A 20,679-nucleotide genomic window follows, 5' to 3' on the forward strand; every position below is an offset into this window, starting at 1 on the left:
ATTCATTTAGTACGTACTTCCCTTTTATTGTTTTTATTTTAATTTGTCATTCTTGCGTCTAACAAAGTAGCCAATAACCACACCAACAAAAATAATAAGCATTGCTGTGATTAAAGCAAATAAAGTTCTTTCAAATTTCATTTGAATCGTATCACTGGCTTCTTTATCTTTCGTATGTGTCATTTCTTCATCACTACTTGTATGATATTCATATTTACCTGTAGTATTTTTATTCTCTGGTTTTTTCAAATCTGGCATAGAACCAATATCACCAGTAATCAAAGCCAATACTTGTTTATCTAAATTTTTATAATAATCTCTTGATTTCAATGGATTAAAATATTGGAATTTAAAATAATTTGTATCTTTTTGTAATTCATTTAAAAATGCATTATCCGCAAAATTTTGTTTTTTTAAAACTGCGGAAATTTCACTATCAGAAACTTGTTCTTTATTACTACCTAATTGTTTAACTTGATTTAATACAAATGGATTGTATTTAAAAGAACCGGTTGTCATTTGATTAAATCGATTCATTAATTGGTGTTCATTCGATTCCCTATTTTGGTTATTTTCTGTTGTTTGATTCATAGACGGCTGATCTATATTATTCGAATTCGAGCTATTTTCCCCATTATTTGATTGACTATTTGAATCATTTTGCGTACTTGAGCGATGTGTTCTATTTACACTGTCACGATTATTTGTTTCTGTGCTCGATGCGTTGCCAGTCTCATTACTAGATTTATTTGAATTACTTGGTGTATAAGCGTTGCCACCTGAATTATTAGGTTTCTCTGGCTTTTCAGTAGTTCCATTGCCCTTGTTTGGCTGTTCTGGCTTTCCATTTCCTTCACCATGGTTATTGGGTTTTTGTGGTTTTCCTGATCCACCACCACTGCCATTTGGTTGTTGTGGTTCTTCGCTCCCTCCACCATCTTCATTTGAGTTGTCTGGCTTACCTAATCCGCCACCACTACCGCCTGAGTGGTTCGGTTCTTCGCTTCCTCCGCCATCTTCATTTGAGTTGTCTGGCTTACCTGATCCGCCACCACTACCGCCTGAGTGGTTCGGTTCTTCGCTTCCTCCGCCATCTTCATTTGAGTTGTCTGGCTTACCTGATCCACCACCACTACCGCCTGAGTGGTTCGGTTCTTTGCTCCCTCCACCATCTTCATTTGAGTTGTCTGGCTTACCTGATCCGCCACCACTACCGCCTGAGTGGTTCGGTTCTTTGCTCCCTCCACCTTGGTTATTGGAATCCTCTGAATCTCCTGTTTCTCCATCACTGCCATCTTGATTATTTTGCTTATCTGGATCTTCTGTTGATTGTTTATCTTCTTTTCCATTTTGTTTATCTGGATCTTCGGCTGACTGTTTATCTTCTTTTCCATTTTGTTTATCTGGATCTTCGGCTGACTGTTTATCTTCTTTTCCATTTTGTTTATCTAGATCTTCGGCTGACTGTTTATCTTCTTTTTCGTTTTGTTTATTTGGATCTCCGGTTGATCGTTCTTCGTCATTCACTTCACTCGTGTTATCTGTTTGTTCAGTTGCTCTAGTTTGACTATCAGATACTTTTTGATTGCTAGGAAGTGACACATTATTAGAACGGTCTACATCACTGCTTTGATCATTTTTATTTGTATTTTTACTATTTTTAGTTAATACATCATTATCATCCTTAATAACTGATGAACTATTATTTTGCGCATTTTTATCTAATTCATTTTCTTGCTGTTCTATTGCTTGTGTCGGGTGCGCAACTATAGACGTACTTAAAGCAATAGCAAAACTTGATATCACAAATTTATGAGCATTATACCGCTTCACATCATCACCTCCATTAAAAAACAAATATATTTATGTACAGTATATAGAAAATACTATACTTTTTCATTAAAAGTTGGTTTTTGAAAGAAAATATTAATACTTTTGAAATTTTATGTAAAATCTATTTACAAATAAAGATATAATAATTATACTAGGTATATAAAATAAATTGACTTGAAGGAGATTTTTCACATGGGATTATTTACAAAAAATGCTTCAACATTAGAAACTTTTCAAAATGCAATTGAAACAAGACGTTCTATTTACAGTTTAGAAAAAGAAATTTCTATATCTGATAAAGAAGTTGAGGATATTATTGAACATGCCATTAAACATGTACCATCTTCATTTAACTCACAATCTACACGTATCGTTTTATTATTAAATGATAATCATGATAAATTTTGGGACATTACTAAAAGAGAACTTAAAAATGCAATGGGTCCAGATCGTGAATTCCAAGCAACTGCTGACAAAGTTGATAACTTCAAACATTCGCACGGTACAATTCTTTATTTTGAAGACCAAGACGTTGTTGAAGGATTACAAAATCAAATGCCAAACTATGCTGAAAACTTTGCTGTTTGGTCAACTCAAACAAATGCAATGCACCAATTTGCTGTTTGGACAGCATTAGGAATAAAAGGTATCGGAGCATCTTTACAACATTATAACCCACTGGTAGATGTTGCAGTTACAGAGGCTTTCGATATTCCTAAAACTTGGAAACTTGTTGCACAAATGCCATTTGGTAACATTCGTGACGAAGCTGGAGAAAAAGCATTCCAAGATGTTAAAGATCGTTTCTTAGTTAGAAAATAATAAATTAACCTGCGATTCATCGTTTTCTATAAAATTAACGAGGTTCGGACATAGATGATATTGTCTAACCTCGTTTTTTTTATCAAATAAATTATTCAAACAGTGCTTACTTTGAGTTATCAGAATTTTTTTAGTATATTGGGACAAACAGCTTTTAAGGGGCGATGAATATGAATATAGAAATTTTTCAATTTAAAGTAGAACCAGCAAATACAGAATTAAATGAAGAAACAATTGCTACTTGGTTTTCTAACTATGTTACATCACAAACAGATGTCGTTGTATTACCTGAAATGTGGAATAACGGATATGCCCTACCACAACTTCAAGCATTATCTGATAGCCGATTGTCTCGTAGTTACGAGTTTATTTCTAAACTTGCAATAAAGTATCAGGTTGATGTTATTGCTGGATCTGTTTCAAATGCAAAAAGTAATGAAGTATATAATACTGCCTTTGCCGTTTCAAAATACGGAAAACTTTTAAATAACTACGATAAAGTACACTTAGTACCCATGTTGAATGAACCTAGCTTTTTAAATGCAGGTAATGCTGTGCCTGAGCCATTTAATTTATCGAATGGTGCGAGAGTCACACAAATCATTTGCTACGATTTACGTTTCCCCGAATTATTACGTTATCCAGCACGTAAAGATGCACAAATTGCTTTTTATGTTGCACAATGGCCATTAGTCAGATTAGATCATTGGATTGCGCTATTAAAAGCACGTGCTATTGAAAATGATATGTATGTCATTGGATGTAATGGATGTGGAGATGATGGTCAAACGGAATACGCAGGTAATTCTATCGTCATTAATCCTAATGGCGAAATATTGTCACAATTAGGTTATAAACCTGACCACATAACTTGCGAAATTGATTTGGAGGAAGTTGACAAGCAAAGAGACACTATTCCAGTGTTTAAAAATTTACGACCACATTTATATAAATAATAAAAAACCGTGAGCTTGGGAGGGACTCACGGTTTTTGTAACTTATTATTAAGGGAATGTTTTTACAGTTATTTCTCTATCTATTTTTGGGGATGTTATTAATTATGAAAAAATTTAGTGAATTTACCGATTTAAAATGATAAATTGAATGATGTTTACGATAGCTTACATGTTAAAACTTTAAATTGTCTCTGTTATAGACAATGTTAAAATGATATTTGAATTGAGACTGGGAATGTTCTACAAATTCAAATTAGGGATTGCTTAATTTGCTTAAGCGCGTTGTGTACCTGAAAGTATTATTTTACGAAATCACTAATTACTGCTGAGAAATGGTTTGTCACTACATCAGCCTCCTCTTGTTTGTAACCAATTAATTGAAAAAACGAGTACTAATTGTGTAACTATAACAACTATACGAAGAAAGTACAGTTACAAAGATTAGTGTGTTCATTAGACCCCTGCTCAAAAGTCTAACCAACTTCATCATTCAAACAAAAATTTCAAACAAAATTTGATTAAATGATTTGTAAAATGTAATCACTTCTTTGTGATACAAGTACATTTAACCATGATTTTTCTACTTAGAGTTAAAAATTCCCTAACTCGACAAAATTCGTGCCTAAATGTTTTTAAAAATATGATAAAATTAGTCAGATAAGATTTTCAAACAGTTAGGAATTCAAAATATACAGTTAAGCAATAAGACGCATAAAACTTAATTACAATTGTATAATACGAGTAAGGAGAGAAACCAACATGGTAAAATTTATAGATGCTAAAATAGACAATTTTGCTAAACAACTGCAACAACGAAATAACTTGGACCGTATTGAATATTTAAAGATGCGTTTAGGTATGCAAGTTGTCGTAAATAATTTCTTTAAAACAATTGTTATTTATGGTGTTTCACTCCTTTGCCATATGTTTTTATACACACTAACTGTTCATTTAACATTTTTTTTAATTAGACACTTTGCGCATGGCGCACACGCTAAGAATTCTTTACTTTGTTATATACAAAGTGTAATTTATTTTGTTTTACTACCTTGGATAGTCGGGTATGTACAAGTGTCATCTCTAATTATGTATACTTTAGCACTAGCTGGATTAATCATAATTAGTATATATGCACCTTCTGCTACTAAAAAGCAACCTATACCTGAACGACTAAGAAGAGGTAAAAAAATTAAAGCAATATGTTTAACATTAATCTTTTTATTAATTTCGCTCTTTTTAAATGAGCCCTACCAGCAATTAATGTTATTAGGTATTGTGATTATATCTATTTTGCAGTTCCCGATATTTTTCCCTAAGGAGGATTATTAATAATGAATGTTATAAAATCTATTTCAAAATCTATTTCAAAATCTATTTCAAATTATTTCGCTAAAGTCTTTGCTTCTATAGGTTCAATATCTACTATCAATCCTTGTTTTGGTTATACTGATGAATCTGAAATTCCAAAAGAATTAACAGATCTTTACGAATAATAGTTATGTAGAAAGTGTGTATAATATGACATTTTTTTATTCTTTGTTTTTCTCATTATTACAAGCAATTATTATATTTTACAATATGAAACTTATTAGCGGCATCCGCTATACTAAAAGGGATTTTATTTCAATTATTGGAATAATAATCCCTTCAACCATTTTGTTTTTTATTTTTTCTTCTGCATCTGTTATATTTTTATTTTTTACAAGTACAATTCTTATGTATTATAAAAACAAATTTATAGGAGTTGTTACTTCATTAATCTGTTTTTTCATTTTATACATGGCTAACTTTACAAGTTTATGGTTAAGTAGTGTGATTGTAAATGCAATTGGTATTGATAGTGTTTATATGCTATTTGTAGCTATTTCATTCACTATATTCTCCATAATTTACGCTTATATAGCAAAATTCTTTATTAAACAATTATCAGTTTCAGACTTATCGTTAAATAAAATATATTTAACATTAGTTAGCCTATTTTTATTAACTATCTTAGGTCTAATTTACTTTTATTTACCTAATAGAGAGATGTCTTTTGGTGATGCAAAATTCATTTCGATTATGTATGCAGTTGTCATTATCACCACTGCTATTCTTATCATTACAATTTCTTTTAGCATTATTCGCCAAATACAATACAAACGTAATATGCAAGAAATTGAGAATTATTATAAATACACATTACAAATTGAAAAAATTAACCATGAGATGCGCAAATTCAGACATGACTATGTCAACATCTTATCTACTTTATCTGATTTTATTAGAGAAGAAGATATGGATGGACTTAGAAAGTATTTTCGATCTGAAATACTTCCAATGCAAGATAGCATGCAAATGAATGCAATTAAAATCAATGGTCTTGAGAACTTACATATTCGAGAAATTAAAGGACTGCTAACAACAAAGATATTACAAGCACAAGAAAAAAGTATCCGTATCAGTATAGAGGTACCTGACCCAATTGAAAAAATTGAAATGCCAACGATTAATTTAAGTAGAATTATTGGTATTATATTGGATAATGCGATAGAAGCTTCAGAAAAAATTGAAGATGATCCATTGATACGTATCGCGTTTATTAAAAACGAAGATGATTCTGTTATGTTCATCGTTATGAATAAATGCGAACCAAATATGCCAAAAGTTCATACCCTTTTCCAAGAAAACTTTTCTACAAAAGGAAAGAATCGTGGTCTCGGTTTATCTACTCTGAAGGAATTGACGGATTCCACAACAAATGTTTTATTAGATACAACCATTGATAATAACTACTTTATCCAAAAGGTAGAAATTTTAAATTCTGATTCATAAGGATGTGTAACTGTGAAAATATTCATTTGTGAAGATGATGAAAGACAACGTGAGCACATGGTTTCTATTATTAATAACTACATCATGATTGAAGAAAAGCCAATGGAAATCGAAGTTGCCACTGCTGATCCTTATGACATCTTAGAACGCTCTAAGAACCTCAATGATATTGGGTGTTATTTTTTAGATATTCAGCTTGAAGCTGATATTAATGGTATCAAACTTGCTAGTGAGATTCGTAAACATGATCCTGTAGGTAATATCATCTTTGTTACAAGTCACAGTGAGTTAACTTACCTAACATTTGTCTATAAGGTAGCCGCGATGGATTTCATTTTTAAAGATGATCCAGATGAATTAAAATCAAGAATTATTGACTGTCTTGAAACTTCAGAATCAAGATTGAAGCTTCTTTCAAAAGAAAGTAGTGTTGAAACAATTGAATTAAAACGTGGAAGTAATTCGATTTATGTCCAATATGATGATGTTATGTTCTTTGAATCATCTACTAAATCGCATCGATTGATTGCACATCTTGATAATCGTCAAATTGAGTTTTATGGCAATTTAAAAGAATTAGATCAACTTGATGAGCGATTTTTCAGATGTCATAATAGCTTTGTCGTCAATAGACACAATATAGATTCTATTGACTCTAAGTCACGTGTTGTCTATTTTAAAAATAATGAACATTGCTATGCATCTGTTAGAAATGTCAAAAAAATATAATATACATAAAAAAGCCAAACCAATAGTCATTACTGACAAATGGTTTGGCTTTCTTTTTTGATTGCTTCAACAATTCCTATTTAATATTTAATGCTTCTTTCACTTTGTCTAGTGAAGGGATACTTTCTATTGCACCGTATTGCGTCGTGACGATAGCAGCAACATAATTACTAAATTCTAGGATAGCATGCCCCTCACTCTTCAGTAACTGGATTATATCTCGCTCATTACTATCCAATAATCTACTAATCACCGCACCAATAAATGCATCACCAGCACCTGTCGTATCAATCGCCTTCACTTTATAGCCTTGCTCAACAATTGTTGTTCCATCCTTTAAGTAAATTGCAGCACCTTCTGCACCTTTGGTATAAATAACCGCTTGGACATGTCCTTGAAATAGCCATTGAATTGCTTGGCTCTCATCTTCATATCCTGTCACAAATGACAGTTCTTCATCGGAAATTTTGATGATATCTGAAAAAGGTACAAATGCTTGAATTGCTGATTTACAATCCGCTTCACTATCCCATAACGGTAAACGCACATTAGGATCAAATACAACTGTCCCATTAGCATGTCTAACTTTTTCAATTAGGGCTTTATGGGCCATTTTCATCGGACTATCTACGAGGTCTACTGAACAAAAGTGTAGTATATCTTGTTCCGTTACTTCTATTTGACTCACTTGTTCTTCATTATATAGCATATCTGCTGAAGGCTTACGATAAAATGAAAAATCCCTTTCTCCCTCTTTAGTTAAACTTACAAATGCGAGCGCAGTATTCGCTTCAGATGAACGTTTCAAATATTGCGTACCGACACCCAAATCTTCTAATGTTTCTACGATAAGATCACCGAAAGCATCTTCTCCTAATTGGGTAATCATTTCTGCCTGACCACCTAATTTTGTCGTAGTACAAGCAACATTACAAGGTGCCCCACCAACTTGTCTCGAAAATCCTTCTACATCTTTGAGTTTAGAATCTGTTGTATTAGGTATAAAATCAATTAGTGCTTCACCTATTGCGAGTAGACGTCTCATTGTGTATCACCTTTCAAATCATATTTTGTAAATCGTAAGTATACTTGTCCTGATTCTGTTGATGTTTTAATGCCAGTTGCATCTTCTCCAGAAAATATTCTAGAGGACATCACTCGTTCTCCATCGTTACAGAAAATTTCAATACTTGAAGTATCTACATATAACTGTAACTGCGATAAAGGTGTATCTAAATAAGTACTACGAGACGTACCTTCTACAGGATTAGGCAATGGTCCACTTTCACTTCTATCAAATGTTAATTTTTGTTCTTTAGTATTATACGTAATTAGCGACGTCTCCGTTTTACTCGTTCTCACTTCAAAGTATACTTCTGTTGCTTCATTTTCCAAAATATCAATAATTAATTCAAACTGTTTACCTTCATATGGATGTAACTGTTTCGTAAATTTATTAGCATATCCCAAAGCAGTTTCTTCATTTGAACGTAACTTTTCTAGTGCTTTAATCGGACGTTGTTTTAAATTACCTTCCTCTACTGTAAGTACACGTGGAATAGTTAAACAATGTGCCCATCCGTCTTCATCAGTTGGATAATTAATTTCTGGTAAGCCCATCCAACCAATGAGTATACGCTGTCCTTGTTCATCTAAAAATGTTTGTGGCGCATAAAAATCAAATCCATGATCTAACTCATGAAAATCACCATGATTCATAGTTAATTGATTCATATCATATTGTCCCATGATGTAGCCTGATTGATAAATATTTCTAAACTGATCCCCTTCAGCGTCAATACCTTGTGGACAGAATAATAACATATCATATCCATTTAAATTGAAATAATCTGGACATTCCCACATAAAACCAAAATCATCTAAATTTGTTTGTATTTCACCTTGGAATTCCCAATTAACAATATCTGAGGATCGATATTGTAAAATACGACCTTGCTTGTCAATATTTTGTGCAGCAATTACAGCATAATATGTACCATCTTTTTCATAAACTTTCGGGTCTCTAAAGTGTTGCGTGTAACCAAAAGGTGGTGCTGAAATGACAGGCTTTGGAAATTTTTTTATTTCTCCATTCTTTGTCATTTTTGCTATCTGTTGGGTAGAAATTCGATGCCAATCTTCATCGCGATGATTCGCAGTATACATATAATATAAATGCTGGTTATATTCAAATGCACTACCACTATATACACCATGACTATCGTCGTTTGTATCTGGTTTGAGTGTTGGTCCTACTGCATTAAAATGAATAAGATCTTTACTCGTATATGTATACCAATATTTTAGTCCATGCACTGGTCCTAATGGGAACCACTGATGTGATATATAATAATTACCATTAAAATATATCAATCCATTTGGATCATTAAGTAAACCTGATTTAGGTTGTATATGAAAAGTTTGTCTGTATTTAGATTGATTAACACGTTCTGTTAATTCAGCTAAATATTGTTGATCTGCGTCTTCATATTTTTGATAACGTGCTTCCTTTGTCCACTCTACCATTTCGAGCTTCCTCCTAGTTTCAAGTAATTCATTGTCATTTTTGGTACCGGTTCCATTTATTCATATTTATAATATCATGTTTCGTTTAATTTTTAAACGAATGGTCAATTTCAATAGTGATTTGTTTTTCTACGTCTTTATGTTGTATTAATTGATTTAATTTTTCCATAGCAACTTCTCCTGCATAATCAAAAGCATATCTCACCGTATGTATAGATGGCGAAACAATTTTTGTAACTGGATCTCCACCAAAACCAACGATATATTTAGACATATGATGTTCCGAATTATATTTATGAACAGCTAAAGCTATCGAATCAGTCGCCCCTACGATGGCATCAAAATGTGGATATTTTTGTAATACGCTAGCTACGTCTGGTTTGGCTTCTTGATAGTTAAAAGATGTTATCGAAATACTGGGCTCAATACCATGAACTTTAAGTCCATCGATAAATCCTTGCTTTCTATAGATACCTACAGCCGTATCTGTCTCCGTAACACCAAAGAATTGAATATCCTTATAGCTCTGTTTTCCCAGTGTATCTCCAACAAGATAACCAGCTTGATAATCATCGTGAACAATACAATGTAATTGTTCATGAGTTTGACCAACAATGATCACAGGTACATTGATTTTATGAATCACTTCTAAATGTTTATCTGTAATATCTGTGGCCATAAAGATAATCCCGTCCACTTTACTTCTGTAAAAAGTCTCTAGTGCATCTAGTTCTAAATCTGAATTCAAATTGGTGTAATTAAGCAATAGCCTATAATTTTGTTTATCGCATATCGTTTTAACACCTTTAATCGTTTCATCAACTGCAAACGAATTCATTCTTGGTATGATAGCGCCTATCATATTTGTACGATGTGCTCTTAAGCTTTGTGCGAATTGATTCGGCTGATAATCATGTTCTTGTATGATTTTATCTAATTTTTCTTTTGTTTTCATACTTACCGAGCCATCATTTAAATATCTAGAAACTGTACTTTTAGAGACACCGGCTAGTTTTGCTATATCATCAATATTTTTCATAGTTTCTCACTCTCATTACTTCACTATTATGAACAATATCAATTCTATCATAATGGAATCGCTTTAAATACTATTTAAATTAAAAACCAATTTGCTTCAATCAAGGTATACTACCTTAGATTAAACAAATTGGTTTAATGTATATTTAAGCTTTTTGAATTGTAATCGTCCATGAAGCATCGTCTAATTGTTCGTAATTCGTTACGGGGTAACCTTGCTCTGCTGCCCAGTTAGGTAATGCTTCTGTTGCTTGTGTACAATCGAAGTCAATTTTTAATTCTTCACCATTGTCTAATGTATTCATTTTCTTTTGTGCTTCTATTAACGGAAATGGACAAACCATTCCAACTGTACCTAATTCATGTACCATATCGTATTACCTCCATTTTAATTATGATGTTTGCGTTTGTGATGAAACTTTCGTGTTTGAAGTTTGGCTTTGTGCTTTTTTCATTGGTCTAATAAATACAAAATAACTCATTGTCCATGCGCCTAATATCATTGAAGCAAGTGCAATCCAGCCTTTCCATGACATTGTCGCTGTCTCAACTAAACCATTCCCTATAGAGCAACCACCTGCTACAGATGCACCAAATCCCATTAACACACCGCCTATAATACTATTGCGTATTGTTTTTTTATCCGGTAATCTCCATTTAAACTCTTTAGCACCTTTAGCCGCAATATAAGAGCCAAAGAATATACCTAGAACCAGGAAGACACCCCAGTCCAATAATTTCAAGTCACCCGTTACAAAAAATTGTACCAAGTTTGCAGAAGGTGTTGTAATACCTAAACCATACATTCTACCAGTTGATTCACTCACCGGCCATGCGAGCAATGCGATAAGTCCTACTGCGATTGCTGCCACAAATGGGTGATATTTTTTCTCAAATAAATAATGACGTATACCTGTGAATTTTTGCTTTAATTTAGGTACTGCAAATTTTGGTTTTGGTTTACGTAATGTTTTTACTACGAAGAATAAAGTGATTACTATGAGTACAATTACGAAAACCCAGGTTGGAATACCTGTTGTTTGTGACATACTCGTATTTACATTAGTAGGTTTATTTAAACCGTTCATTAATGGTAGTAATAAACCAAATTTTGTTGCGGCGGAAGTAAAAGCATAAGCAATTAACGCCATCCAACTACCGATTAGTCCTTCACCAGCTCTATACCATGTTCCTGTAGCACAGCCACCTGCCATAATAATACCTAATCCAAAAATAAATGATCCAATCACTGTACCAATGATAGGATATGTTGACTCTGGTATTTCAACTAATCCTGTTGAAGTTAATAGCAATAAGCCAATACTTTGTACAGAAATCGCAATTAATAAGGCGTAAAACATTTTGTTACTCTTTTGAATATACATATCCCTAAATCCACCAGCTAGACAAAATCGTGTTCGCTGCATAACAAACCCCAATAGAGCGCCTACGACCAGTCCACTGATAATTAACCATGTCATATCATAACCTCTTTCCCGATAAAATCAATAAGATTAATAATATTAGATTTCGTATAAAATTTCAACCTTACAGTTTCACGAAAATTTATTTTAAAAATCAGCTAGCTTTTAAAATAATTAACAACTCGAAGACAAATAAAAAACTAGCTTTCCATAAATACTTTGTCCACATGGTTATCACATGCCGTATTTATCAAAAACTAGTTCATTACATTTTATTTATGACTATAATTCTTCATAAAGAATAATAAAGATTGCAGTTCTATACCCAAATCAATGTGATGTACTTGTACATCGGATGGCGTTTGTACACGACTAGGCGTAAAGTTCAATATACCTTTAACGCCTGCTTTCACTAATGTATCAGCAACCTTCTGAGCCGCTTCCTCAGGCGTTGTCAGAATAACGACATCTATCTGTTCATGCGATAGTATGTCTGTAATTTTTTCAAATGGACTAACTGTCACTTTCCCTATTTGTGTACCAATGACCTCTTCTCGAATATCAAATGCTTCTGTTATTGTCATTTCATCATGTATTGAGAAGTTATATGTTAATAATGCTTTACCTAAGTTCCCTACACCTACAATTGCAATCTTAATTTCATCGTTTTCGCTTATTTCGTTTTTAAAAAAATGTAATAAGCTATCTATATTATAGCCGTAACCCTTTTTACCTAATTCACCAAAATATGAAAAATCCCTACGTATCGTTGCAGAATCAATGTTTAAGCCTTCACTAATTGCTTTTGAATTAACTCTGTCTATACCTTTTGATTTTAATGTATTGACGAATCTATAATATAACGGTAAACGTTTCAATGTAGCACGAGGAATCTTTTCGCTTTGATTAGCCAAGATCATTTCCCCCTATTTCAATGTCTAATACTGTATAATCTTATAATCACTACAACATTATACATGAATGCATCATAAAAATAAACAATGATAGTTTTAACCACAGCGTGAATACTGTAGAATGATAATTGAATAGAGAGGTGCAAATCGGATGATATTATTACAACTTAATGATTTAACAAAGTCATTCGACGGTGAAGATATTTTTAACAATGTGGATTTCGAAGTCAAAACGGGCGAACGTATTGGAATTGTCGGACGTAATGGAGCTGGAAAATCAACATTAATGAAAATAATCGCTGGCGTCGAAGGGTATGATAGTGGTTATGTATCTAAAAGTAAAAATTTAAAACTTGGTTACTTAACACAACAAATGACCTTAGACACAAATCAAACTGTATTTGAAGAAATGTCTAAGCCATTTGAAGCAATGAAAAAATTAGAACTAGAAATGAAAAAAGAAACGGATTGGCTTGCACAACATGCCAATGAATACGATACAGAAGCATATAAAATACATATTGATCGTTATGAGTCATTATCAAACACATTTGAACAACAAGATGGCTATCAATATGAAAGTAAAATTAAAACGGTGCTACATGGCTTAAACTTCACTGAATCAGATTTTAATAGACCCATTAATGATTTTAGTGGTGGTCAAAAGACCCGACTATCTTTAGCACAAATGTTACTAAGTGAACCAGATTTATTATTACTCGATGAGCCTACCAACCATTTAGACATGGAAACAACTCAATGGCTAGAAAGTTATTTGAATTATTTTAACGGGGCCATTGTAATCATCAGTCACGATAGATACTTCTTAGATAAAATTGTCACTCAAATATATGATGTAGCACTCGGTGATGTACAACACTATGTAGGAAACTATGCACAATTCATAGAACAACGAGATAAGTATTACGAAAAGCGCATGCAAGCCTATGAAAGTCAACAAGCTGAAATCAAACGCTTAGAAACATTCGTAGAAAAAAACATTGCGCGTGCCTCTACGACTGGGATGGCAAAAAGTCGTCGCAAAAAGTTAGATAAAATCGATCGCATTAATAAACCTATGATTGATGCTAAAAGTACAAATATTCAATTTGATTTCGACCGTAATACAGGTAATGACGTATTCCATATAAAAAATCTAGAGATTGGGTACAATACACCTATTACAAAAGGGATTAATATCGAAGTTACAAAGGGTGATCATATCGCTATTATTGGCCCGAATGGTATAGGTAAATCAACTTTAATTAAAACCATCGCTGGTCTACATGATCAATTAGGCGGCGAAGTCACAACGGGTGCCAATTTAAAAATAGGTTACTATGATCAAAAGCAAGCTGAATTTAAATCAAATAAAACGATCTTAGATTATTTATGGGATCAATACCCTACTATGAATGAAAAAGATATCAGAGCTGTTTTAGGTCGTTTCCTATTCGTTCAAGAAGATGTAAAAAAAATTATTAATGATTTATCTGGTGGAGAAAAAGCACGACTGCAACTCGCTTTATTAATGTTAGAACGTAATAATGTACTCATATTAGATGAGCCTACCAACCATCTAGATATTGATTCTAAAGAGATGTTAGAACAAGCTTTGGATAATTTTAAGGGCACAATTCTTTTTGTTTCACATGACCGTTATTTCATTAATCAACTTGCTAATAAAGTATATGATTTAAATTATGACGGTGGCACGATGTATTTAGGTGATTATCAATACTTCATTGAAAAAGTAGAAGAGCAAGCAGCAATACAAGCGAAAAAAGACTCAGAGAATCCTACTTCACCTGAAATAGAAGCATCAACAACTAATTCTTATATTGATCAGAAAGCTCAGAAACGTGAACAACGTCAAATCGAACGCCAAATTGAAACTTGTGAAGCAGATATTGAGCAATTTGAAGCGCAAATTAATGAAATCAATGAGCAGCTCACATTACCTGATGTATATTCAAACCCTGAAAAAGCGAATGATTTAGCAATATCCAAACAACATACCGAACAAAAATTAGAACAGGTTATGTCTGAATGGGCAGAATTACAAGAAAAGTTAATTTAAACGCTCATCCTATTAAAAAATGAAAGTAGAATTTTCTACTTTCATTTTTTTATTTCATGATTCATCACCAAAACTATTCACACAAAAAAACTTATGATAAAAGCTATCCACAAAGTTATCCTAGTTATCCACAAGTAAAATGTAATGTTTATTTCTATATAAAATTCAGAATTCAATCCCTATCCACACCATTTGCACCGACTTATCCACAAGTTGTGCACTATTTGTTGATAAGTACGCACGTTCCCTATTGACATCATTTTTGTCTCATGTAGTCATAGACAAATCTAGTTTGTGAAACAAATGAGACAATGTCATAATGAACAAGTACAAATTTAAGTTATTGAAAGGAAGTTTTGTAACTATGCCTGCAATTTTATGGTTTATTATTGCATTGATATTAGCCTCCCTATTATTAACAATCATCATGCCTATCATTGAAAATAAAAAATTAATGACAAAGATAAAAATGTTATGGTCAGCACAACGACCATTAGAATCATTCATTAGACCAAATCATAATTATAGTTATCAATTCGATACATATAAGCATAAGCATGATAGCGATGAACTACTCGATGATAAAACCTGGTCCGATTTAAATTTAGATAGTGTGTTGCAAAATATGAATTTTAATTTTACAGCAATTGGTGAAATGAGACTTTTTGCTACATTAAGACAGATGTTTGAAGTAAATAATCAGTCACTCATACATCACTTTAAATCGGATAGTCATTTTAGAAATCAACTGTCATTGCACTTAGCACAAATCGGAAAATCTATTTATCCAATTTTTCCTGATCAAATTGCATTTATAAAACGAAATCACTTTTATATGATTTGTACATATATCCCTATTGTAGGTTTACTTTTATCTTTCATATCACCAAGTGTTGGAATCCCATTAATCATCATTGCTTGTATTTATAATATGATTTTGAGTGGTTTCTTAAAACGGACATTTGAGCAAGATTTAAATTCAATGTTCTATACATCTAATGTTATTAAAAAAGCATATGCAATTCAGCAACTTGAACAAACACCTAGTTTAGATGTTAATTTCAAACATTTTACGACAGCACGTCGTTTTAGTGGATTACTCGGGCGCGTGAATACGAATGATGAAACTTCAATTTTCTCAATGCTTTTTAAATTAATATTTATGTTGGATTACCATTTGTTCCATTTAATTCAAAATAGTTTTAAAACATACGAAGATGAAGTAATGGCCTGTTATGATTATGTAGCAAGTATCGATAATCATTATGCCGTTGCTTTATGGCAAGAAACATTAGATGACTATACCATACCTGAACCATCACAGAATGACTCGATTATATTTGAAAATTTAACCCATCCGCTCATCTCTGATGCAGTACCTAATTCCTTAACGGTAGATCAACATATTTTATTAACTGGTTCTAATGCTTCAGGCAAATCAACATTTATGAAAGCCGTCGCTTTGAATATTGTGTTATCTCAAACAATTCATACTGCAACAGCGCATAAATTTATTTACAAACCAGGGCTTGTTTATACTTCAATGGTTAATCAAGATGATATTTTATCTGGAGATAGTTACTTCATGAGTGAAGTTAAATCGATTAAACGCCTTTTCGATATTCAATCACATAAAAAGATATATGTATTTATTGATGAAATTTTCAAGGGCACCAATACAACGGAACGGATTGCAGCATCAGAATCCGTATTAACTTATTTAAATCATTTACAATCTTTTAGAATCATTGCAGCTACACACGATATTGAGTTATCCACTTTATTAGAAGATACTTATTCAAATTATCATTTTAATGAATCCATCACAGATAATGAAATCTCTTTTGATTTTAAAATTAAAGCAGGCAAAGCTGATACCAGAAATGCGATTGAATTATTACGCATAATGGAATTTCCAAATCATGTTTACCATCGTGCTAAAGCTAAAGCAAATCATAATAATTAAAAATAGGAGCATATGACGTAATCAAAAATCACTTTGATTACATGATATGCTCCATTACTTAAAAAACACTTATTGAATATTAAGCGTATTTTATAATTTGATATACGACTTATTCTGCATTAATCATCCATGTAATACCGAATGGATCGTTGAACATACCATAAAATTCAGACCATTGCGTAGCACCTAATGGCATCGTCACTTCACAACCAGCTTCAACAGCTTTATCAAAAAATGCTTGAGCAGCTGCTTTATCCGCTTCATTACTATGGTTAAAAGTAAATGTCACGATGACACCACTATTATCAATCTTTTTATTTTTCCACGTGTCACTACAATAAAATCTTTCTCCAAGTATTTCAAAAGATGCATTCATCGTAAAATCTGGAGGTACTTGAAATTCTTCAGGCATATCATTAAACATCTCATTGTCTCCGCTAACACGTTGAATATTTGTTGCTCCTAAATGTTTTTCATAAAAATTTAATGCTGCTAAGCTATTTTGAAAATTGAAATATTGTACAGCTTTCATTTTATTTCTCATCCTTTAAAAACCTTCATCTCAAAAAATTTTATGTTGTTCAATTAATCTAAAATACCTATACCCTTATTTCATTTGTTTAAATTTAACTTACTAACAAAAAAACTGAGATATAAATATCTCAGTTCTTTTATTATTTTATGATTCAATTGAACATTGTTCAATATCCATATGATTGTAACCATTTAATGCCATATCTGCAGTCACACCAGCTTTAAATAAATAATAACCTGCAGCGCCTATCATTGCTGCATTATCTGTACATAGTTTAGGACTAGGTATGGATAAATTGATGTCATTTGACTCACATGCGGATGCTAAATGCGCTCTTAATCCTTTATTACTTGCAACACCACCAGCTACTATAAGTTGATTCACGTTATAATTTTTACATGCCGCTATTGTTTTACCAACCAATACTTCAACGACACTATTTTGAAAACTTGTAGCTACGTTTGCTTCATTTATTGCTTCACCTTTTTGGCGTAAGTTATGCAATTTATTAATTACTGCACTTTTTAAACCACTAAAGCTAAAATCATAACTGTTTTTATCTAACCATACTCTAGGGAAATCGTAACTATCCTCACCATGAGCCGCTAAATTATCTACTTGAGGTCCCCCCGGATAACTTAATCCAATGGTTCTCGCTACTTTATCATACGCCTCACCAACAGCGTCATCTCGCGTTTCACCGATCACTTCAAAGCTCAAATGATTTTTCATATAAACTAATTCAGTATGTCCCCCTGAAACAATCAGTGCGATTAAAGGGAACTGTAATGGCTTTTCTAGATGATTCGCATAAACATGACCAGCAATATGATGAACTGGAATTAATGGTTTATCATAAGCAAATGCAAGTGCTTTTGCAGCATTAATCCCTACCAATAATGCACCTATCAAGCCAGGTCCTTGTGTTACAGCCACTGCATCAATATCATTCATTGTAGTATTGGCACTGTTTAATGCCTCATCAATGGTTGTCGTAATCCCTTCAACATGATGTCTGCTTGCTACCTCAGGGACAACACCGCCAAATCGTTTATGACTCTCAATTTGACTTAATACGATATTACTAAGTATGTTTTTTCCATTTTCAATAATGCTAACACTTGTTTCATCACAGCTTGATTCTATCGCTAATATCAATGTTGTTTCACTCATTTAAATTCACCCACATCACTATTGCATCCTCACCTTCACCATAATAATTTTTACGTTTTCCTCCATATTGAAAACCTAAATTCGTATACACATGTTGTGCTACATCGTTATCAACTCGTACTTCTAAACTCATCACGTCACATTTTGTCTGCACGTAATTCATAGCATACTTAAGTAATAACTGTCCTAACCCGTATCCTCTATATGTTTCATCAATGGCAATTGTGGTAATTTGTGCTTGATCTATAACTAACCAAATTCCGATATAACCAATAATTTTTTCATTAAATTCTATAACAAAATAATGAGCAAATTCATTTTGCTCTACTTCGTGATAAAATGCATCAATTGACCAACTACTATCATTAAAACTATTTCTTTCAATATCAAATACTTGTGGCACATCATTTAAACCCATTAAACGAATATTTAATTCTTGTTCTGTTGGTCTAACCAATTTCTCTCTGCCTCTGATATTTTAATATAGTTGGGTTTGAATTGATGAATTTCAGTTGGATGATCAATCAGTGCTTTCATTTCTTTTGCTTTTGGCAAATTAGGTATGCAGTCATGGTTTAATAAATCAGCTAATTTTTCTGTATCTGCCCCTACAAATTTAAAAGGTTCACCTTGTTTATATAGCAATTCCTTTAACATTGTAATCGAAAGATACTGATCTTCAATCAATTGTACTAAATGTCCATTTTGATACTGATATACACCTGAATAAACTGCTTCTCGTCTTGCGTCAAAGACAGGTACAATTAAAATGTTTTCTTCCTTTACTGTAGCTGCTAAGGCTTTTAATGAGGACACACCGTATAACTTCGTATTAAGTGCATATGCCAATGTCTTAGCTACAGTCACACCTATTCTTAAGCCAGTATAAGATCCTGGACCTTCCGCAACAATAATTGCATCAAGTTCCTTTTTATCTAATTGACTTTCTTCTAATATATTAGCAATTGCTGGCATCAATTGAACAGAATGGTTCTTTTTTTCATTTGTATTAAACTCACTTAGTACTTTATCATCTTGCATAATAGCAACAGATAAAGGCTGATTAGATGTATCAATCAGTAGATAATTCACGCAAAATCGACTCCTTAATATCTATATAATGCTTTCCAATAGCGTTCAATTCTATGGTTCTTTCTGTAGGGCTTATAGCTTTAATATCTAGTGTTAGTGACGTTACAGGAAGGTATTCTGAAATAAATTGACTCCACTCTATTAATACAATCGCTTGATCTTCAAAATATTCATCAAAGCCTAAATCTTCTTCCGTATTTTCTAATCTATAGCAATCCATATGGTGTAATTTCAGATGACTACCTTGATAAGATTTTATGATATTAAAAGTAGGAGAATTAATATTTCTCTTCACGCCCAATGCTTTGCCTATAAACTGACTTAACGTTGTCTTACCCGCACCTAAATCACCATTTAACAAAATCACATCACCAGCGGATAAATATTTTGTTAAAATGCCAGCAAATGTTTCCATATCTTCTAAATTTTTAATTTTTATCATTGGCCTCTCCTTTTTAAAGCAACTTCACAATTTATTGTGAATAGTTGCTTTTATGCATGAGCTTTTGCTCAAGTATTCTGCTAACATGATTTGGTTAGCGACATTTATGCATGAGCTTCAGCTCAGGTATTCCTTCATTAAATTTATTGTGCGTAGCTGATTTTCTTATTTAATATGAGTTAGCTTATGAATAGCCTTGTCATTTACTAACGGTTTTATATATATCTTAAAATTAACTACTCTAGTTTAACAAATTTTTCCATATAATACTTCAAAGTGAAACAAGTTCCTTTAATTTTGAAATATTTGAATTGACAGAAAAATACAAAAAGTTA

At 32.4% G+C, this 20,679-nt stretch carries 20 protein-coding genes; 8 read left to right on the plus strand and 12 right to left on the minus strand.

Going from position 1 to position 20,679, the window contains the following annotated elements; all coding sequences use genetic code 11:
- Positions 1–33: 33 nt before the first annotated feature.
- On the minus strand, positions 34–1,806 hold the full coding sequence (locus ACM595_RS05225; RefSeq protein WP_419744469.1) for an SdrH family protein: 1,773 nt from the start codon (positions 1,804–1,806) through the stop codon (positions 34–36).
- Positions 1,807–2,025: 219 nt separating this feature from the next.
- Here ACM595_RS05225 and ACM595_RS05230 point away from each other — a divergent pair, with 219 nt between their 5' ends.
- The 6 genes from ACM595_RS05230 (at position 2,026) to agrA (ending at position 7,154) form a co-directional block, all read left to right on the plus strand.
- Positions 2,026–2,655, plus strand: coding sequence for a nitroreductase family protein (locus tag ACM595_RS05230; RefSeq protein ID WP_069821659.1), 630 nt, complete (start codon positions 2,026–2,028; stop codon positions 2,653–2,655).
- Between the two features lie 170 nt (positions 2,656–2,825).
- Positions 2,826–3,611, plus strand: a complete 786-nt coding sequence (locus tag ACM595_RS05235) for a carbon-nitrogen family hydrolase (protein ID WP_011302730.1) — start codon at positions 2,826–2,828, stop codon at positions 3,609–3,611.
- A gap of 759 nt (positions 3,612–4,370) precedes the next feature.
- Positions 4,371–4,940, plus strand: a complete 570-nt coding sequence (locus ACM595_RS05240; RefSeq protein ID WP_075340051.1) for an accessory gene regulator AgrB — start codon at positions 4,371–4,373, stop codon at positions 4,938–4,940.
- A 2-nt stretch (positions 4,941–4,942) separates the two neighbouring features.
- Positions 4,943–5,104, plus strand: a complete 162-nt coding sequence (gene agrD / locus ACM595_RS05245) for a cyclic lactone autoinducer peptide AgrD (RefSeq protein WP_002482783.1) — start codon at positions 4,943–4,945, stop codon at positions 5,102–5,104.
- 25 nt (positions 5,105–5,129) lie between these two features.
- Positions 5,130–6,425, plus strand: a complete 1,296-nt coding sequence (agrC, locus tag ACM595_RS05250) for a quorum-sensing sensor histidine kinase AgrC (RefSeq protein WP_115347306.1) — start codon at positions 5,130–5,132, stop codon at positions 6,423–6,425.
- 12 nt (positions 6,426–6,437) lie between these two features.
- A complete protein-coding gene (agrA, locus tag ACM595_RS05255; protein ID WP_002482781.1) occupies positions 6,438–7,154 on the plus strand; it encodes a quorum-sensing response regulator AgrA in 717 nt (238 codons plus the stop codon).
- A 76-nt stretch (positions 7,155–7,230) separates the two neighbouring features.
- Here the strand turns inward: agrA and ACM595_RS05260 are convergent, their stop codons facing one another.
- The 6 genes from ACM595_RS05260 to ACM595_RS05285 form a co-directional block, all read right to left on the minus strand.
- The gene (locus ACM595_RS05260) at positions 7,231–8,199 is read right to left on the minus strand and encodes a carbohydrate kinase family protein (protein ID WP_206260867.1); all 969 of its coding nucleotides are present in this window, start codon (positions 8,197–8,199) and stop codon (positions 7,231–7,233) included.
- A complete protein-coding gene (locus ACM595_RS05265) occupies positions 8,196–9,680 on the minus strand; it encodes a sucrose-6-phosphate hydrolase (protein ID WP_011302726.1) in 1,485 nt (494 codons plus the stop codon). The genes ACM595_RS05260 and ACM595_RS05265 overlap by 4 nt, the downstream gene beginning before the upstream one ends.
- 85 nt (positions 9,681–9,765) lie before the next feature.
- Positions 9,766–10,719 carry a LacI family DNA-binding transcriptional regulator gene (locus tag ACM595_RS05270; RefSeq protein ID WP_206260871.1) on the minus strand — a complete coding sequence of 318 codons (954 nt, stop codon included), beginning with the start codon at positions 10,717–10,719 and terminating at the stop codon, positions 9,766–9,768.
- A 145-nt stretch (positions 10,720–10,864) separates the two neighbouring features.
- The gene (locus tag ACM595_RS05275) at positions 10,865–11,089 is read right to left on the minus strand and encodes a sulfurtransferase TusA family protein (RefSeq protein ID WP_002482777.1); all 225 of its coding nucleotides are present in this window, start codon (positions 11,087–11,089) and stop codon (positions 10,865–10,867) included.
- A gap of 21 nt (positions 11,090–11,110) precedes the next feature.
- Positions 11,111–12,199 carry a YeeE/YedE family protein gene (locus ACM595_RS05280; protein WP_037538082.1) on the minus strand — a complete coding sequence of 363 codons (1,089 nt, stop codon included), beginning with the start codon at positions 12,197–12,199 and terminating at the stop codon, positions 11,111–11,113.
- Positions 12,200–12,414: 215 nt separating this feature from the next.
- The gene (locus ACM595_RS05285) at positions 12,415–13,062 is read right to left on the minus strand and encodes a redox-sensing transcriptional repressor Rex (RefSeq protein ID WP_002482775.1); all 648 of its coding nucleotides are present in this window, start codon (positions 13,060–13,062) and stop codon (positions 12,415–12,417) included.
- A 145-nt stretch (positions 13,063–13,207) separates the two neighbouring features.
- Here ACM595_RS05285 and ACM595_RS05290 point away from each other — a divergent pair, with 145 nt between their 5' ends.
- The gene (locus ACM595_RS05290) at positions 13,208–15,136 is read left to right on the plus strand and encodes an ABC-F family ATP-binding cassette domain-containing protein (protein WP_069821660.1); all 1,929 of its coding nucleotides are present in this window, start codon (positions 13,208–13,210) and stop codon (positions 15,134–15,136) included.
- A gap of 364 nt (positions 15,137–15,500) precedes the next feature.
- Positions 15,501–17,102, plus strand: a complete 1,602-nt coding sequence (locus ACM595_RS05295) for a MutS-related protein (RefSeq protein ID WP_037538078.1) — start codon at positions 15,501–15,503, stop codon at positions 17,100–17,102.
- Positions 17,103–17,211: 109 nt separating this feature from the next.
- Here ACM595_RS05295 and ACM595_RS05300 read toward each other — a convergent pair whose 3' ends face one another.
- From ACM595_RS05300 to tsaE, 5 genes are all read right to left on the minus strand, one after another.
- Positions 17,212–17,634, minus strand: coding sequence for a VOC family protein (locus ACM595_RS05300; RefSeq protein WP_002482772.1), 423 nt, complete (start codon positions 17,632–17,634; stop codon positions 17,212–17,214).
- Between the two features lie 147 nt (positions 17,635–17,781).
- A complete protein-coding gene (gene tsaD, locus ACM595_RS05305; RefSeq protein WP_002482771.1) occupies positions 17,782–18,810 on the minus strand; it encodes a tRNA (adenosine(37)-N6)-threonylcarbamoyltransferase complex transferase subunit TsaD in 1,029 nt (342 codons plus the stop codon).
- Entirely contained in the window at positions 18,803–19,267 is a 465-nt protein-coding gene (gene rimI / locus ACM595_RS05310) for a ribosomal protein S18-alanine N-acetyltransferase (RefSeq protein WP_002482770.1), read from the minus strand. The genes tsaD and rimI overlap by 8 nt, the downstream gene beginning before the upstream one ends.
- Positions 19,240–19,902: a tRNA (adenosine(37)-N6)-threonylcarbamoyltransferase complex dimerization subunit type 1 TsaB gene (gene tsaB, locus ACM595_RS05315; protein WP_069795162.1), complete on the minus strand. Its 663-nt coding sequence runs from the start codon at positions 19,900–19,902 to the stop codon at positions 19,240–19,242. Before tsaB ends, rimI begins: the two co-directional genes overlap by 28 nt.
- A complete protein-coding gene (tsaE, locus tag ACM595_RS05320; protein ID WP_041079879.1) occupies positions 19,883–20,344 on the minus strand; it encodes a tRNA (adenosine(37)-N6)-threonylcarbamoyltransferase complex ATPase subunit type 1 TsaE in 462 nt (153 codons plus the stop codon). Before tsaE ends, tsaB begins: the two co-directional genes overlap by 20 nt.
- Between the last annotated feature and the right edge of the window lie 335 nt (positions 20,345–20,679).

Source organism: Staphylococcus sp. LKG3-1 (genome assembly GCF_048568385.1).
Taxonomy (GTDB): domain Bacteria; phylum Bacillota; class Bacilli; order Staphylococcales; family Staphylococcaceae; genus Staphylococcus; species Staphylococcus saprophyticus.

Bases quoted from the DNA above. Each gene is read 5' to 3' on its own strand.
- ACM595_RS05230 (WP_069821659.1), top strand. From the start codon at position 2,026: ATGGGATTATTTACAAAAAATGCTTCAACATTAGAAACTTTTCAAAAT.
- tsaE (WP_041079879.1), bottom strand. From the start codon at position 20,344: ATGATAAAAATTAAAAATTTAGAAGATATGGAAACATTTGCTGGCATT.
- agrD (WP_002482783.1), top strand. From the start codon at position 4,943: ATGAATGTTATAAAATCTATTTCAAAATCTATTTCAAAATCTATTTCA.
- agrC (WP_115347306.1), top strand. From the start codon at position 5,130: ATGACATTTTTTTATTCTTTGTTTTTCTCATTATTACAAGCAATTATT.
- ACM595_RS05285 (WP_002482775.1), bottom strand. From the start codon at position 13,062: ATGATCTTGGCTAATCAAAGCGAAAAGATTCCTCGTGCTACATTGAAA.
- ACM595_RS05275 (WP_002482777.1), bottom strand. From the start codon at position 11,089: ATGGTACATGAATTAGGTACAGTTGGAATGGTTTGTCCATTTCCGTTA.
- ACM595_RS05295 (WP_037538078.1), top strand. From the start codon at position 15,501: ATGCCTGCAATTTTATGGTTTATTATTGCATTGATATTAGCCTCCCTA.
- ACM595_RS05240 (WP_075340051.1), top strand. From the start codon at position 4,371: ATGGTAAAATTTATAGATGCTAAAATAGACAATTTTGCTAAACAACTG.
- ACM595_RS05280 (WP_037538082.1), bottom strand. From the start codon at position 12,199: ATGACATGGTTAATTATCAGTGGACTGGTCGTAGGCGCTCTATTGGGG.
- ACM595_RS05235 (WP_011302730.1), top strand. From the start codon at position 2,826: ATGAATATAGAAATTTTTCAATTTAAAGTAGAACCAGCAAATACAGAA.
- ACM595_RS05270 (WP_206260871.1), bottom strand. From the start codon at position 10,719: ATGAAAAATATTGATGATATAGCAAAACTAGCCGGTGTCTCTAAAAGT.
- ACM595_RS05260 (WP_206260867.1), bottom strand. From the start codon at position 8,199: ATGAGACGTCTACTCGCAATAGGTGAAGCACTAATTGATTTTATACCT.
- ACM595_RS05300 (WP_002482772.1), bottom strand. From the start codon at position 17,634: ATGAAAGCTGTACAATATTTCAATTTTCAAAATAGCTTAGCAGCATTA.
- tsaD (WP_002482771.1), bottom strand. From the start codon at position 18,810: ATGAGTGAAACAACATTGATATTAGCGATAGAATCAAGCTGTGATGAA.
- ACM595_RS05290 (WP_069821660.1), top strand. From the start codon at position 13,208: ATGATATTATTACAACTTAATGATTTAACAAAGTCATTCGACGGTGAA.
- ACM595_RS05265 (WP_011302726.1), bottom strand. From the start codon at position 9,680: ATGGTAGAGTGGACAAAGGAAGCACGTTATCAAAAATATGAAGACGCA.